Annotated in this window: 7 protein-coding genes; 5 read left to right on the top strand and 2 right to left on the bottom strand. The window is 51.6% G+C overall.

Features of this window, described 5'->3' with window-relative positions; genetic code table 11:
- Window positions 1–174: 174 nt before the first annotated feature.
- The 5 genes from FHD02_RS02795 to FHD02_RS02775 are packed head-to-tail and all read left to right on the top strand — an operon-like array spanning window position 175 to window position 6,799.
- Entirely contained in the window at window positions 175–2,367 is a 2,193-nt protein-coding gene (locus FHD02_RS02795) for a bifunctional diguanylate cyclase/phosphodiesterase (protein WP_042310643.1), read from the top strand.
- Window positions 2,360–3,283, top strand: coding sequence for an amino acid ABC transporter substrate-binding protein (locus tag FHD02_RS02790; protein WP_137361227.1), 924 nt, complete (start codon window positions 2,360–2,362; stop codon window positions 3,281–3,283). The genes FHD02_RS02795 and FHD02_RS02790 overlap by 8 nt, the downstream gene beginning before the upstream one ends.
- A complete protein-coding gene (locus tag FHD02_RS02785; RefSeq protein WP_220393546.1) occupies window positions 3,267–4,160 on the top strand; it encodes a transporter substrate-binding domain-containing protein in 894 nt (297 codons plus the stop codon). Before FHD02_RS02790 ends, FHD02_RS02785 begins: the two co-directional genes overlap by 17 nt.
- Window positions 4,161–4,165: 5 nt before the next feature.
- Window positions 4,166–4,855, top strand: a complete 690-nt coding sequence (lapG, locus tag FHD02_RS02780) for a cysteine protease LapG (RefSeq protein WP_371415442.1) — start codon at window positions 4,166–4,168, stop codon at window positions 4,853–4,855.
- Window positions 4,856–4,864: 9 nt separating this feature from the next.
- Complete coding sequence (locus FHD02_RS02775) at window positions 4,865–6,799, top strand: EAL domain-containing protein (RefSeq protein WP_137361230.1); 1,935 nt, start codon at window positions 4,865–4,867, stop codon at window positions 6,797–6,799.
- Between the two features lie 73 nt (window positions 6,800–6,872).
- Here the strand turns inward: FHD02_RS02775 and FHD02_RS02770 are convergent, their stop codons facing one another.
- On the bottom strand, window positions 6,873–7,139 hold the full coding sequence (locus FHD02_RS02770; protein ID WP_042311152.1) for a hypothetical protein: 267 nt from the start codon (window positions 7,137–7,139) through the stop codon (window positions 6,873–6,875).
- 66 nt (window positions 7,140–7,205) lie between these two features.
- Window positions 7,206–16,322 (bottom strand): retention module-containing protein, encoded by a 9,117-nt coding sequence (locus FHD02_RS02765; RefSeq protein WP_220393545.1) that lies wholly within the window; start codon window positions 16,320–16,322, stop codon window positions 7,206–7,208.
- Window positions 16,323–16,496 lie beyond the last annotated feature (174 nt).

Raw genomic sequence — 16,496 nt, 5'->3', positions numbered from 1 at the left:
CTATATTCGCATACCGTTATTGTTGCCATTACTCACGCTGGTTCAATGTTAGTTATTTGTTACGTCATTGCGTTTCACATCATTCATCTACTTATTTGCAACAATAACATTCCATTAAGAAATAGCAGAAATAAATTTAGCATCGCCTAATCAATTCAGGAATTAACATAATCCGTGGCAAAGTCTCTGTTTTCCCTTAAAGCAATAAAAGGGTGGCAACATTCCATCACTGGCAAAATAACGCAATTTTTGCTGGTGGGTATCGTTATTGCTTTTAGCGCAGGCGCCTTTACCAACTGGAGCCTGATAGACAACTTTTCTTATCAGCAGTGGGTGCAGCGCGCTGAGGCGAATGCACAGATTATGACCTACATCATCCGCAGCGTGTACACCACCGTTTCGGTTGAAACCAGCGATGCCGGGCAGATCTCCCGCATCGTCTCCGACAGACAACTTGGCGACACCGACTCTATTCTGCAAACCGGTTATAACCCGGTAGACGTCCTGGCGTTGGCATCCGTGCAGACGCACAGCCCCACCTGGCTGTTTCTCTATACGCCGGAAAAAGGGTATGTAGGGATTAACAACAAGTCTGAAAATGGCGAAGGAATTATTTCCTTCTCTGGTCGGCTGCCGCGCGATGTGCTGGTCAATTACTATGTTGGCTTCGCCCAGATTAATGGCGAAGAGTGTTTTATCAGCGCCGTGCCAATTTTGACGCCTTCCGGTGAGATCCTCGGGAGCCTGATAAGTAGCATCGGTAAAAAAAGCGATTTATACGCCACCTACGATGCGATGCTGAAAAAGAGCTGCATCATTTTCATCCTGATTATGCTGGTGACGTTGGCATTAGTTACGATGTTTATGCGTCGTTTATTCCGTCCGGTTCCACTGCTGATCAACTCCCTCACCCGCATTGCCCATGAGGAGACCGACTGCATTACCCCCTATCTTGATCAGGACGATGAGATTGGGCATCTTGCAGGAGCGATTGAAAAATTGCGCGTCGCGATGAAAGAGCGCGGTTATCTACAACGCATGCATGAAATGTCGCAAAAGATGGAGCATATGGCCCATCATGATTCGCTGACCGGCCTACCCAACCGCGTTTCGTTTGGTCAGGCGTTAGATAAGCGCGTCAGTGAAATTCATCTGGATGAAAAACCGTTCAACCTGCTGTTGATTGACCTCGACAATTTCAAGCCAGTCAACGATACCTTCGGCCATAAAGCCGGAGATGAGTTGTTAATCAGCGTTGCCCAGCGTCTGCAGTTATTGCTGGGACCCAACGACATCGCGGCGCGTCTGGGCGGTGATGAATTCGCCATCCTGCAACATGTCAGCGACAACGCCATCAGGGAGGCGAATCGTCTGGCAAAACGCATTATTCGTGCGCTGAGTACCCCATTCACCTGGAGCACTCATACTTTTTCCATCAGTTGTAGCATCGGTATCACCACCGCGCCATATCAGGGCAACAATACCTCGACGCTGATGATCAATGCCGATCTTGCTATGTATGCCTCTAAGCATCATGGCCGCGGCTGTTTCCATTTCTTTGAAGACGGCATGGTGATGAAGCAGACCCACAGCCTGTTTATTAATCAGGAAATCATTGATGGTATTGATAACAAGGAGTTCGAACTTCACTACCAGCCAATTATAAACCTGGCAGATGAAAGCGTGTATGGCTATGAATCGCTGATCCGCTGGAATCACCCCACCAAGGGACTGATTTATCCAGATTATTTTATCAACATAGCCGAAAGTTCCGGCCTGATTGTGCGTTTAGGTGAATGGATTATTCGTCAGTCCTGTGAAGCGGCGGCTAAATGGCCGGAGCGCACCAGAATTGCCATCAATATATCGGCCTACCAGTTGCACAGTCCGGGGCTGGTTGATGTGATCAAAGACGCCTTACGCATCAGCCAACTCGCGGCAGAACGCCTTGAAATAGAAATTACCGAATCCGAGAAACTGGATAGATCAATCGCCTTACCTGTACTGCAAGAGATCCGCGCTATGGGTATCGAAATTGCCATGGACGATCTGGGTACTGGGTATGCGGCGCTGGATTACCTGCTGATCTACCCTTTCACCCGCATCAAGATCGCCCGCACGTTGGTCGATAAACTGCAGCAGGATAATGCCAGCCAGTATTTGATTGTGATGCTGATTCAGTTTGCCCATAAGTACAATATGTCGGTCACCGCGGAAGGGGTAGAGACCGCGCAACAGCGCGACATCCTGCGCGACATAGAGTGTCAGAATGTTCAGGGCTATTTCTTTAGCTACCCGCTTCGCGAACGTGAGGTGCTTTCCGCGTTTGCCGAAGAGGCTATTGAAGAAGGTCTGAGCAATGCCTGACATCTTTCACCTGGCAAAACGCCTGCTCATGATGGTTGTGCTGCTGGCTGTGGCCACACCATGCATGGCAGATAAGCAACTGCATACGCTTGAACAGATCGCCAGCAAGAAAACCATTACCCTTGGCTATCAGGATGATGCGTTTCCCTTCTCCTGGCAAAATGGAAATACCCCTGCGGGCTACTCCATTGATATCTGCAACAGTATCGTCAGCGCGCTCAAGACAAAGCTTCAGCTAAAAAACCTAAAAATAGAGTGGGTAAAAGCCAATTCAGCATCGCAGTTTGTGCTGATTAAAAACCACATGGCAGACATCATGTGTATACCTGCCTTTTATTCACAAAGCCGGCACAGCATGAGCGAGTTCTCCCTGCCGTTTTACTTTTCGAGCACCCGCTTTGTGATGCGAAAAACCGAAAGCAACGACAACCTGGCTGAACTTTCCGGACATAGCGTACTGGTAAAAAGCGGTACGATTTACGTTGAGCAACTGCAAAAAGTGAATGCTGCGAATGATCTGGATATTAATATTCAACTCGACACCAATAATATTACGGCCTTCAACGAACTGAAGAACGGTGAGTATTCAGCACTGATCTCCAGCACGGTATTACTTAAAGGGATGATTGCACAAACGCCAAACCCTGAAGATTATGCGCTTTCCGATATCGCGCTCAGCGCCCCCCTTCCGGCAGGACTGTTGCTCCCGTTACATGATAAAGAATTTAAAGAGTTTGTTGATGATGCACTCTCCTCTCTGATGACCAGCAACGAATTTGCTGCGCTGTACAATAAATGGTTTCAGTCACCGATTCCGCCAAAAGCCATTAATTTAAACATTCCCATGTCAGATAACCTGAAAGCACTAACAGCTGCTAAAAAGAAGATCAGTTTTGATTATGAAAAATATAATTAATCGTGAGATGGCAAGGGTGAAACGTAAGGTGCAATGGCTGCTCCTACTGGCAGGTATCGTCATCTCTCCTGCGCTGATGGCGCAGCAAAACGCCGCGACGCTCGACCATATTCAAAACAGCAGCGTGCTAAACGTGGGCTATCGCCAGTTGCCGCCGTTTTCATTTACCGACCACAATGGCAAGGTCACGGGTTATACCATTGCGGTATGTAACATAATTGCCGATAAGTTGCGCCAGTATCTTAAGCTCAACAGCTTAACTATTCATTATATTCCCGTGAGCTTTGGGGAACGCTTTACCGCATTAAACACGCGCAAAATTGATATGGACTGTAGCGTAAATACCAATGCGCCGGAGCGGATGTCCAGCGTCTCATTTTCTCTCAACTATTACATCGCAAAAATGCGCATCATTGCGTTACGTAAAAATAATATCCACTCGATTGACGACCTTAAAGGCCGCACGGTGAGCCTGCCAGGAAGCTCAAAAGATTTGCTGGAGTTTAATAAAACCAACAGAGAGCAGCATCTTAATATTTCGACAATTACTACCACCACGATAAACGGTGCGTTTGACAAGATGGCGCATAATGAAGCCGCCGCCTTATTCCTTGATGATGTGCTGGCCTGGCCGTTAATTAAGGATAGCGAGCAACCGGAACTGTTCAGCGTGTCGGCACAGAGCATCGGCAATGATATGCACTATGCCATTATGATGAGGAAAAACGATCCGCAGTTCGTGACTTTTGTTAACAGCACGCTGAAAGATTTCTTCGCCTCACCGATCAACGCGCAGTTACGCAAAAAGTGGCTGTCTCCCTGGTCCTGCGAAAAGATGAAAATCCCATCGCCAGGCAGCTGTCAGCATAGTAATTGAACACTATCAGCCGCTCTTTACACCACCGCTTGCTGCGCCTGTGGAAAATCCCTGGGGTGCTGCTGTTGCTATTGACAGTCCATTCGCTGCGCGCCGCCTGGGATTTTGCCAGCATCCAGCAGAAATCCGATGCGCTTTACGGTCCCGCGAGTCCGCAAGCGCAACGGCGGATCAAGGCCTGGCAGCAGTTGTTGCTCCAGTTGCGTAATGCAGACGAACAAACACAATTACGCGCCGTAAACCAATTTTTTAACGATAAGCTCCGTTATACCGAAGATATTGACGCCTGGCATGAGGTCGATTACTGGGCAACCCCCATTGAATCACTGCGCAAAGGCGAAGCGGATTGCGAAGACTACGCGATCGCTAAATATTTCACTCTCCGCCAGTTGGGCATCTCCGAAGACAAACTACGCATCACTTATGTTAAGGCCCTGCGTTATAACCGGGCGCATATGGTGCTGACCTGGTACCTCACGCCTGAAGCAATTCCTCTGGTACTCGACAGCCTGACCAATACCATTTCACCAGCTACGCAGCGTATGGATTTATTACCCGTGTACTCCTTTAACAACACTGGCCTTTGGCTTCCGGGCAATCAGAACAATAAGCGCGTTGGGGACAGCAAGAGACTTTCTCGCTGGCAGCAAGTTTTCATCAAAATGCGGGAAGAGGGCTTCCCGATGGATAAATAGGAATCACCTGTGTCTCTTTTTAAACAGTTACTCCTGACAATCTCTCTCTTTATGATGGTTGTGTTTAGCGGCAATTTTATCGTGACGTTAGAAAGCTCTCGCGATCAGTCCAATAACCAACTCCTTTCACATGCCCAGGATGCAGCAACTGCGCTGGGCGTTTCGCTGACGCCCAACGTCAACGATCCGGCGATGATCGAGCTAATGGTGAGCTCCATTTTCGACAGCGGTTACTACAAAAAAATCCGTATTGTCGATCTGCAAAACGGTAAAACGATGCTTGAGCGCCGCGCGGCGGCGTCGATTCCCGATGTTCCCGGCTGGTTTGTTAATCTGGTGGATGTAACTCCGCAAACCGGCGAGGCAACAATTATGCGCGGCTGGCAGCAGGCCGCTCGTGTAGAAGTGACCAGCGATCCGATCTTTGCCGTACAGCGTCTGTGGGACAATACCTTAGGCAATCTGTTGTGGATGCTGTCCTGTAGTCTCGCCTGTTTAATCGCTGGCATTCTGCTGCTGCGCAAACTGCTGCGCCCGCTCAATTATCTGGCAAAACAATCAGAAGCCATTGCCCGCCGCGAGTTTCTGACGCTACAGGAACTGCCAAAAACGCCGGAATTACGCCGTGTCGTTAACGCCATGAATTTGATGGCAGCGAAGCTCAAGTCGTTATTTGAAGAACAAGCTGTCTATAGCGAACGTTTGCACAATGAAGCTTATCTCGACAGCCAGACCGGAATTGCTAACCGCCGCGCGTTCGATATGCAGTTTCAGGCGCGGCTAAGTGATGCCGATACGGCGCCAGGGTATCTGATGCTGGTTCGCGTTCAGGATTTAGGCGGTCTGAATCAGCGTTTTGGCGGACCGCATACCGATAAGCTGTTGCTCAACATCGCTAACCTGCTGGACGCGCATAAAGAAAAATATGCCTCTCTCGACAGCACCCTCGCCCGCATTCGCGGCGGCGAGTTCGCCCTGCTCTGTCCGGGGGTTACGCACGGTGAAATGCTGGACATGGGCAATTCGCTGTGTCAGAAACTGACGGCCTTTTATGCCACCGGTATGTCAGACCAACAGCCGGTCGCCTATACCAGCATGGTGCCATTCAGCGCCGGAGATAACGCGCAGTCATTGCTGATCCAGGCCGATCGCCTGCTGGTGGAAGCAGAAACACATACCGACCATCAGGTGGTACCCACCACCGAGGTGCCAGCGGCTACCGAAGATCAGCATTTGTGGTTTGTTCGCCTCGAGCATGCGCTGGAAAATCAGCAATTCCAGTTGGTTTTTCAACCCGTTGTGGATTGCCGCTCGCCCGACAAAATCCTGCATTACAAAGTGCTGTCGCGCATTATTGACGAACAGGGAAACACCATTACCGCCGGTCGTTTCCTGCCGTGGATCCACCGCTTTGGCTGGAGCCATCGCCTCGATAAAGTGATGCTGAAACTGACGCTGAACCAACTAAAAACTGCACCGGGGAAATTAGCGCTGAGTATTTCAGGCAGTTCTGTCGCCAGCGCGAACGCCATTGCTGACCTGCTCAATCCGCTGCGCTATTCACCGAAATTAGCCCATCAGTTGATTCTGGAGCTGGATGAAAATCAGCTTCCTGGGCCACATCAGATGGCAGCATTTGTCAAAGCTGTAGGCCAGCATCGCTGCGCGCTTGGTCTGCAACACTTCGGCAGTCGCTTCAACATGATCGGTCATCTGTCGCAGTGGGGGCTTGCTTATCTGAAAATCGACAGCAGCTATATCCGTAATATTGATGAAGAAAACGATAAACGTTTGTTTATTGAAGTGTTGTGCAGCGCCACGCGCAGTATTGATTTGCCGCTCATTGCCGAACGTGTTGAAACACAAGGCGAGCTTAAGGCACTGCAGGAGTTAGGGATTGATGGCGCAATGGGTCAATTATTAGGTGAACCCGCGCCATTGTGATAACAGCAGGCAGCCTGTATATCGCCGGATGGCGCTTCGCTTATCCGGCCTACAAGCCGGCTGCCTGCATCAGCTAAAAAATACGGTCATCACTACCAAGCAGCTGTTCCAGTCCACCGAGTTCCTGACGCGCGTTCGCACGATTCATTAATTTAACCTGCGCCATCGGCGGAAGATCGGTAATGGCAATCACGCCTTTACGGATCAGCAGGTAAATCAGATCGTCGAGCACGCGGACCATCTCCAGGTCGCTTTTTTGCAGCATCTCTAACGTCTGTTGGGTGTCATTTTCAGCATTTTTACCAGCGCCTGCTGCCTGCGCGTGTGGTCCAGAATTCATATCAGTGTCTTTCATTTCGTATACCCTGATGCCGCTGCCCTGTTCACACAGGGCAGCAAGCAACGGTTAGTGAGTCGGGTTGTGATCGGGTTTGGCTATCAGGTGATCCAACGAGTAGGTCGCAGAATGCGGATCGCCGCTTGCATGAGTAGACAGTGCAGTATCAATGCCATGCGCGACCTTCGCCGGACTGGCGATCTGATGATGATCGCCGCCGCTTTGAATGTACTTCGCAATATCCACGCCTTCGTGTAACTCACGCGCCAGATCGCTGAGATCGACTTTATCGAGCATGGCCTTCGCCTTATCGTCAGCGCTCAACACGGCAGTTGCCTGCCCGTGTCCGGTCGCTACAGGGGCGTAAGAGAGTGATAACGCGCTATCGTCGAACAGGTTGTGCAGCGCATGTTGCATCGCGGCATGATTTCCTTTATCCGCCGTATGCCCTTTGTGTGGTGCCGGATCGTCCATCGTCACATTCAGCGTTTGCGTATACGGTGTAATATTGCCGTGGTCATCATGCGCCTCGACCAATACGCTCACTCGGTTATGACCTGCCCGGAACGCTGAAGTCTCGGTCTCAATGTCATAGGTCAGCCCATTATTGCCCTGATGAAGAATCGCATCGTACTGATGCCCATTAACCAGCGCTTTAATATGCTCCCCATCATGCACATCACCGCTAACGCTGCCGGTGATATGGGTGATAGTCCCCTGTGCTTCCGCACGTGAGATGTGGTTATCACCGGTGAGTTTATCCACGATAAGCGTGGCGTCTGCCTGTTGATCCACTGCATAGGTGTGGGACGTTGTCTTTGAGTACGGGTTACCTGGCGCATCATGACCGTTGACCTCAACCGAGAATGCGGTGTTCGCTTTCATCACACCGCTGTCTACATCGACATGATAAACCCGCTCACCATTCCCCAACGTATCTACCGAACCTGTATATTCATGACCACCAATCTTTAATTTGATCGAATCCCATACATCCACATCGCCGCCAAGATGCCCGGTTACCCTCACCATCGTTCCCTGGAGTTCCTGATGATTCAGGACGTTATCCTGGGTGACGCTATCAATATCCATCGTTCCTGCAGCGGTCCTGTCGATAGTGATGGTCTTATCGGTCTGGATCTCATCACGGTTACCTGCATCATCATGGGCGGTGACGTGAGCGGTTATCTTTTGATCGTGAATCAGGTCAACCGTACTGGCATCTACGCTAAATACCTTCTGTCCGCCGCTGTTTTTCACATCAGCCACCAGATCTTTACCGTTAACCGTGATGGTCACCCGATCGCCAACATCCACATCCCCGGTCACATAACCGCTGATGGTGGTTTTCGCATGCTGAGTTTCCTCGTTATTCAGCACATCATCGACTGACACCTTATCCAGCACGATGCTGGCATCAACCTGCGTATCGATAGTGACCGTTTTGTCGTTTACGGCATGCATTGGGTTCAACGCCGAATCCTGCCCTTCTACGCTGACGTGAATATTCGGGTCATTTTGCAGCCCGACCGTACTCACCATCGCTTTATAGCCCAGTTGCCCGTTCATATGCGGCAGCTCAATGACACGCGTATGTACTGTGACGCCATCGACGAGAATGGCGACTTTATCACCGAGATGCACGTCGCCATCCACCGTACCACTCACCTCTACGCTTCCGGCTTTCACTTCATCAGCATTGATAATATCGTCGCCGCCGACGGTGTTGATGGTCACGCTGCCGCTTGCCGACTTATCAATCGCATAGCCCTGCGTGAAGCTGGCAGGCTGCACGTTGCCGTGATCGTCATATCCTGAGACTGTCGCGACAATCGCGCGATCGGCCAGCAGGTCTTTGGTGTAAATATCGACGCAGTAGTGATGGTTATTATCGACAGTCGCCGCATAAGGGTTTCCGTTAACCGTCAGCGTCACCTTATCGCCGGGATGCACATCTCCGGATACCGACCCCGTTACTGTCATCTTAGGTTGCAACGATTCCCGCGCGTTCAGCACATTGTCACCGGCAATGTTATCTATCGTCACGCCAGCATTAGCGCTCAGATCGACCACGACATGGCTGCTGACAGAGGCGCTACCCAGGTTGCCGTTATCATCCGTCGCCATGACCGTCGCGATAATATCCGGGTTATTGTGCAGATCGTTGATACTGACCTTCTTCGACCAGACCAGGTGACCATGTTTATCATCATGCACGACTGCAGTTAGCGTATTGCCATTGACCTGCAGACTCACCACGCTGCCATCGTGGATCCCTTCGCCGCTGACCGTGCCGCTGATGGTGGTTTTACCGCTTTGCGCTTCCGCCGCATTGATAACATCATCACCGGCGATCTTATCCATCGTTATCTGCAGCAGGTTATCCGTATCGACGGTGATGGTTTTCTGCATCGTATCTGTCGCTGCCCCAGCCGTGATAGAGACATCAAACATCGGGTGCGCCTGCAGTTCATTCGTTGGCACATCCACTTCGTATGCCAGCTGTCCCGGCATCGTCGGAATGCTCATAACATGCCCGGTGTACTGCACATGATTGATGGTAACAATCACTTCGTCCCCGGCCTGAACGTCGCCGCTGACCAGGCCACGGATTGCCGTCGTTGCTTTCTGCGCTTCATCGTGGTTGAGAACGTCATCGCCCGCCACCTTATCAACGGTAAGATGCACGGTCGGTTGGTGAGGTTGCGTGGTTCCCGTCCCCGTGGTGGGGACAGTGATCGCAGGTGGCGTAGTGAATCCGTAAGGGGTATTGCCGATTACTGCCGTATGGTGTAACCAGGGCAGATCGATAAATTTATGCTCCGTCGCCGTGGCTGTATTGCCATGATTATCATGAGTAGTGATGGCAACCAAAATATTGCCATTATCGTCAAGATCACCAGTACCAATGTTTGCCTGGTAACCGAGTGTGCCATCAGCCAGAGTCACAACATGGGTGGTATAGACAACTCCGTGACCGACAGTAATGGTTATCGTGTCCCCCGAAATAGCATCGGGGTCTACATGTCCGGATACAGAGATAAAGTCAGGTCTGGAGCCAGGAAGCAGATTATTCGCGACCGTCTGACCTGGCGGTAAACCAGTGGAAGCCTTATCAATCGTGATCCCGGCATCGGCAACGGTATCAACCAGCACCGGCATGTCATCGTGCCCGTGTGCAATATTGCCGGCGTCATCTTTGGCCGTCACTTCGGCATGAATATGCGGATCCATTAGTAGATCCAGAGTCGACACCTTCGTGCTGAAAGCCCGCTGGCCGTTGTGATCTTCCACCTGCGCATAGTAAATCTGATGGTTGATGGTGAGTTCAACCGTATCACCGATTTTGACATCGCCTCCCACCGTACCCCTAACCGTCGTTTGCGGCTTAAGGGCTTCGTCGTGGTTAATCACCGCATCACCACTGCCAGTGACGATCGGATCGATATGAACAATCGCGTCAATCTGGTCGTCGATAATCACGGTGCTGTGCGCATCTGCCGTGACGTTATTTCCTGCCGCATCAGTGGTGGTGATGGTTGCGGTGATATGCGGATCGTTTTGTAGCCATTGCGTATCAACGCCAATGGAATACCCCAAGGTTCCCAGATTTGGCAGGTTCGTCACCGTCGCATCAACCATATGGCCGCCGATATTCAGGTGCACCACATCATTAACCCTGGCATCACCGCCCACCGTACCGCTGACGATCGTCGTGGTTTGCCCCAATTCGATCTTATTCAATACATCGTCGCCCGTTACCGGATCGATGGTGATTGAGGCCAGCGCTTGCGCGTCCAGCGTAACCGTATGATGCGCTGTAATTTGCGCATGGTTCAGGGCATCATCCGTGATATCCATGGTGACGCTGATATGCGGATCGGCAACCAGATCGGCCGTCGCAACGGGAACGTGGAATCCCATTTGTTGATTACCGCGATCCTCTACCACACCGGAATAGGTATGGCCATTGATGGTCATGGAGAACGGATCGCCGGGGTGAACTTCCCCGCTCACCGTCCCGCTCACCATCGTATAGCCATGCATCTGCTCAGCGAGGTTCAGAGTATTATCCGGCGTCACGGCATCAATGGTTATCTGCGCATCGACACGGGTATCGATAATCACTGTGGTTTCTGCATTGGCCGTCGCCGGGTTGCCCGCGCCATCGGTGGTGCTGACCGTCGCGGTCAGATGCGGATCGGAGATCAGATCGGCGGTACTGACCTTAATGCTATAGCCGAGAACGCCGCCTCCGGTATCGCTCACTTTTCCCGTCAGGACGTGGCCATTCACGGTGAGATAAACGACGTCATTTACATGAACATCCCCAGCCACTTTCCCGGTTACATACGTGAATGGTTGTTTTGATTCATCACCATTAATCATATTGTCGCCAGTGACGGGATCAATCGTCAGCATGGCTTTGGCATGTAAATCAACCAGCAGGTCGTGCGTTATCTCCGCTTGCTGGAAATTATGCACATTATCTTCACCGACTACACGAGCAACGATATGCGGGTCTTTGACCAGATCGCGGCTCAGGACATCAAGTTTATAACCCAACGCGCCGTTGTGTTCCGCAAGGTTTTGCGCGATTGTTTCGTAGGTATGACCGTTGACGATGACCTGAACTTTAGCGCCCGCGTGTACATCGCCGGACACCGTGCCCATCACCTCAGTGAGATGTTTTGCTGCTTCCGCGCCGTTGAGCTTGTCATCGCCCGCTACCGTATCAACGGTGATTCCCGCCCCAGCATGGTTATCAATATGCACCACATGTGTTGCGGTGGTTATAACCTCATTTTCCACCGCATCGTGAGAGGTAACCGTGACCTTAACGGACACATTCTTATCCTGTAGCCCCTTATTATCACTGAACGCCGTTGAATCAACGGGGACTTGATAGCCCAGATGTCCGCCGCCAAGGTCGATGACCTTGCCGTTAAACGTCTGGTGATTGATCTCAACGATCACCGCATCGCCAGGTTGCGCGTCTCCTCCCACCTTGCCGCTGATGAGCTGCATCGGCGTATCCAGCTCCTGGTGGTTAAGGTTGTTGTCGTCAGTAACCTTATCAATAGCCACGGTGCTGTGCGCCTGGGTATCCAGCGTGACGGTTCTATGCTCCACCGCAACCGCCTGATTGCCCGCAGCGTCGTGGCTTAACAGCGTGACCATTGCGTCGTTGCTGCCTTCCTGCAGCACGCCCGTTGGAACAAACACTTCGTAGCGCAGAACGCCGTGATCGTTAACCACCGTGCCGCTAAAGTCCTGATTTTGCCCCTGCACGTGAACAGTCACCACGTCACCCGCTTTGGCATCCAGACCTTTCGCGATACCGCTAATCAGCGTCGGCATGCGGTTTTCAATGGCGTTTACCACGTCATCGGACGCCACCAATGCGGTCGTCACCACGTTTTTAGCAAAGTTATCGATATGCACTTTATGGCTGTCAGTCGCGATGGCAAGGTTACCCGCCGCATCATGCGAGGTAACCGTGACCTGTACGTCGACATCCGTCAGCACATGAACGCTGTTGTTTGCACACGCTGATGAGTCCACATCAATGCGGTAACCCAGCTTCCCCTGACCAAGGTCAATAACCTGACTCTCGTACTGATGACCATTAACCACCAGTTGGATCGGGTCGCCGACCTTCGCATCTTCCCCCCCGACGATGCCCGTAATGCGCTGTTTCGCCGCAGATAGTTCCTGGTAATTGATGACATTGTCCGTGGCAATGTTATCCAATGAGATAGCGTTATGCGCATGCGTATCGAGGGTGATAATACGGTGCGATTCACTGGCCACTGCGTTGCCCAGCGCGTCATGGCTGAGCAGTGTTGCGACCACCGCATTCTTACCTTCATGCAGAGTTCCATGCGGCAAAACCACTGCGTAGCGTAACTGACCATTGTCGTTGATCACCGTGCCGCTAAAATCCTGTCCTCGTACGCTGATAGTCACCGCATCGCCAACTCTGGCATCGCCCCCCGCCACGATACTCACAATGGTGGGCATGCGATTTTCGTTGGCATTCACCACATTGTCCGTCGCTACCGCATCAATTTTGAGCGTGTTTTCCGCATAGTTATCGATATGAACTTTATGCGTATCGGTGGCGATGGCCAGGTTTCCCGCCGCATCATGAGAGGTGACCATCGCGGTAATATTCACATTCGTCAGAACATGGTCGTTGTTATCGGCAAATGCAGAAGAGTCCACATCGATGCGATAACCCAGCTTACCGCGGCCAAAATCAACCACCTTACCGCTGTACTGATGACCATTTATCTCCAGTAAGACCGGATCGTTGACCTTCGCATCCTCACCGCCAACAAAACCGGTAATCGTCTGTTTAGCCGCAAGCAGTTCCTGGTAATTCAGCGCATTGTCTGCAGTGAGGTCATGTATGCGGATAGTATTATGCGCCTGCGTGTCTAACGTGATGGTGCGGTGTGCCAGCGCGGTAACTTCATTTCCCACCGAGTCATGACTGACCAACGTCACCACTACGTCGTTTTTACCTTCCTGCAAGGCCGTCTTCGGCAACGCGACTTCGTAGCGCAACTGCCCGTCATCATCAACGATTGTTCCGGCATAGTTTTGCCCATGGACGCTGACGGTGACCGCATCGCCCGCTTTAGCATCACCACCGGCTTCCCCGCTAATTAGCGTTACCATACGGTTTTCAATGGCGTTGACCACATCGTCCGTCGCCACAGCATCGATGCTGACCTGATTGGTGGCAACGTTATCAATGTGCACGCTGTGGGTGTCGGTGGCGATCGCCAGGTTACCCGCCGCATCATGAGAGGTAACCGTGACCTTCACGTCCACGTTACCGTCGACCGGCACGCTGTTGTTGGCAAAGTCTGCGGTGTTTACCGTGATACGGTAGCCCAGCGTGTTATTGCCTAAATCGATTACCTCCCCCCGGTACTGGTGACCGTTGATCTCCAGTTGTACCGGATCGCCAGGTTTAGCATCTTCATTGCTGCCAATGGTGCCGGAGATCACCTGGTTACGTGCGTAAAGCTCGCTACGATTCAGGGTGTTATCACTATCTACATCATTGATTGACAGCGAGTTATGCGCCTGAGTATCGAGCGTGACGGTACGGTGCGCGAGCGCGGTGACTTCGTTACCCGCCGCATCGTGGCTGACCAGCGTGACCACCACATCATTTTTACCTTCCAGCAGCGTTCCTTTCGGTAATGCCACTTCATAGCGCAACTGACCGTTATCATTGACCACCGTTCCGGCATAGTTATGCCCCTGTACGCTGACGGTGACCGCATCGCCCGCTTTGGCATCACCGCCTGCCACACCGCTAATCAGCGTGGTCATGCGATTTTCAATGGCGTTGACCACATCATCCGTCGCCACCGCGTCAATGTTGACCTGATTGGTCGCAAGATTATCAATGTGCACGCTGTGGGTATCGGTGGCGATCGCCAGGTTTCCCGCCGCATCGTGAGAGGTAACCGTGACCTTCACTTCCACGTTCCCATCAACCGATGTGCTGTTATTGGCAAAGTCGGAAGCGTTAACCGCAATACGGTAGCCCAGCGTATGATTGCCAAGAGCGATCACCTGACCGCTGTACTGGTGACCGTTAAGCTCCAGTTGTACCGGGTCACCCGCCTTCGCGTCTTCGCCACTGACGGTTCCGGAGATAAGCTGGTTGAGCGCAAACAGTTCAGCGCGGTTCAGGGTGTTATCGTCGGTGACGTCATCAATCGTCAGGGCGTTGTGCGCCTGGGTGTCCAGTACCACGGTACGGTGCGTCACGGAGATGGCTTCATTGCCTGGTGCGTCGTGGCTGACCAGCGTCACCTGCACCTCATTCGCGCCCTCTTTCAGGGTGGCTGAAGGCACCACGATCTCATAGCGTAGCTGTCCATGGTCGTCGAAAACCGTGCCATGAAATTCTTTGCCCTGAAGGGTCAGCGTGACCGGGTCGCCCGCTTGCGCATCGCCGCTGGCGACGCCAGAAATGACGGTCGGCATACGAAACTCATTGGCATTGACGACATCATCAGTCGCTACTGCTTCAATAGTCACGGCGTTTTGCGCGGATAGGTCGTTATCGACATGATGATCGGTAGAAACCGTTGTGCGATTACCGGCATCGTCGAAAGAGGTCAGCGTGGCGTGAATATTTGGGTCGTTCAGCAATCCCTGAGTCTTTACCGGAATGGTATAAATCAGAGCGCCATTGCCCGGGTCGCTCACAACGCCGGTATATTCTTTACCATCAACCAATAAGGTAACGAGATCACCTGGTTTGGCATCTCCGCCGACACTCCCGTGGATCATCGTCTGCGGCTGGCGGGACTCGGCGTAGTTAATGAGGTTATCCGGCGTGACGCTTTCAACGCTAATGTTGATGTCTGGTCCGGTAATATCAATCAGCGCATGATCGACACTTTCTGCCGTTCGTCCTGTGACATCGGTCGCTATTGCCACTACGGTGACATTTCCTGGCACTAATCCGCCCAGATCGGTATTAATATTCCAGTGACCGTTATTCACCGGAACCTCAACGGTGAATGTGTTTTTTTGGCTATCGGTGAAGGTAAGCGTGACGTGATTTTGATTGCTGGTGCCGCTTAAATGTGTCTGGTGGAATTCACTTTTGTTAATAAAACCGTCATTACCGGCAAACTCGGTAATTTGTACTTCAGGCGGGAAAACGCTCGCCGAGCCTGCTCCCCCAACTGGCAAGTTGATATCCCAGTTCGGGCTGCCGAGACCTTTGGTATTAAAACCCGCCGTAGGATCAACCACCTGTCCGGTTAATTCAAGCTGAACCAGGGTGTGACCACCGCCACCGCCCTCAAGCTGTACCGGCGCGTCATTACCCGCCGCGGTAGCTTCCAACACCTGCGTCGGGTCAGCGCCGTCGGCAATGGCTTTTTGTACGGCGGCAATATCCTGGGCATCATGCTCCGGATTATGGTTGACCTGTAGCCCGTGTTCGCCCCAATGGCTGTTACGGCCAATATCCAGCGTCTTCCCGTCTGGTAAAGAGAGACTCACCGCGCCGCTGGCGCCGGTCACAATTTCCTCACCGCTATATACTCTGTCGCCCTCATGAACAAGTCGTTGTGTGCCACTAGCATCGACAACGTATACCTGCCCAATGATTGCTTTGATCACACCGAGTAATTTGCTCACCGTAACCTCACTTAATTACCATCATTATTTTTATAAAATCGTTAATATATTAACGAACAAACATCACATTCATTTAATGTAAACATTAATATCTCAATGTAGAAAAAAACACATTTTAAAGAATGCAATTACATGAGACTTGACTGGCAAATGAATATAATAAAAAATAACCAA

The organism is Citrobacter sp. EC_71, from assembly GCF_019584005.1.
Lineage (GTDB): Bacteria > Pseudomonadota > Gammaproteobacteria > Enterobacterales > Enterobacteriaceae > Citrobacter > Citrobacter werkmanii.
The sequence above is the reverse complement of the archived record's forward strand: the minus strand, read 5'-3'. Positions and strand labels throughout refer to the sequence as shown.

Bases quoted from the DNA above. Each gene is read 5' to 3' on its own strand.
- FHD02_RS02790 (WP_137361227.1), top strand. From the start codon at position 2,360: ATGCCTGACATCTTTCACCTGGCAAAACGCCTGCTCATGATGGTTGTG.
- FHD02_RS02785 (WP_220393546.1), top strand. From the start codon at position 3,267: ATGAAAAATATAATTAATCGTGAGATGGCAAGGGTGAAACGTAAGGTG.
- FHD02_RS02770 (WP_042311152.1), bottom strand. From the start codon at position 7,139: ATGAATTCTGGACCACACGCGCAGGCAGCAGGCGCTGGTAAAAATGCT.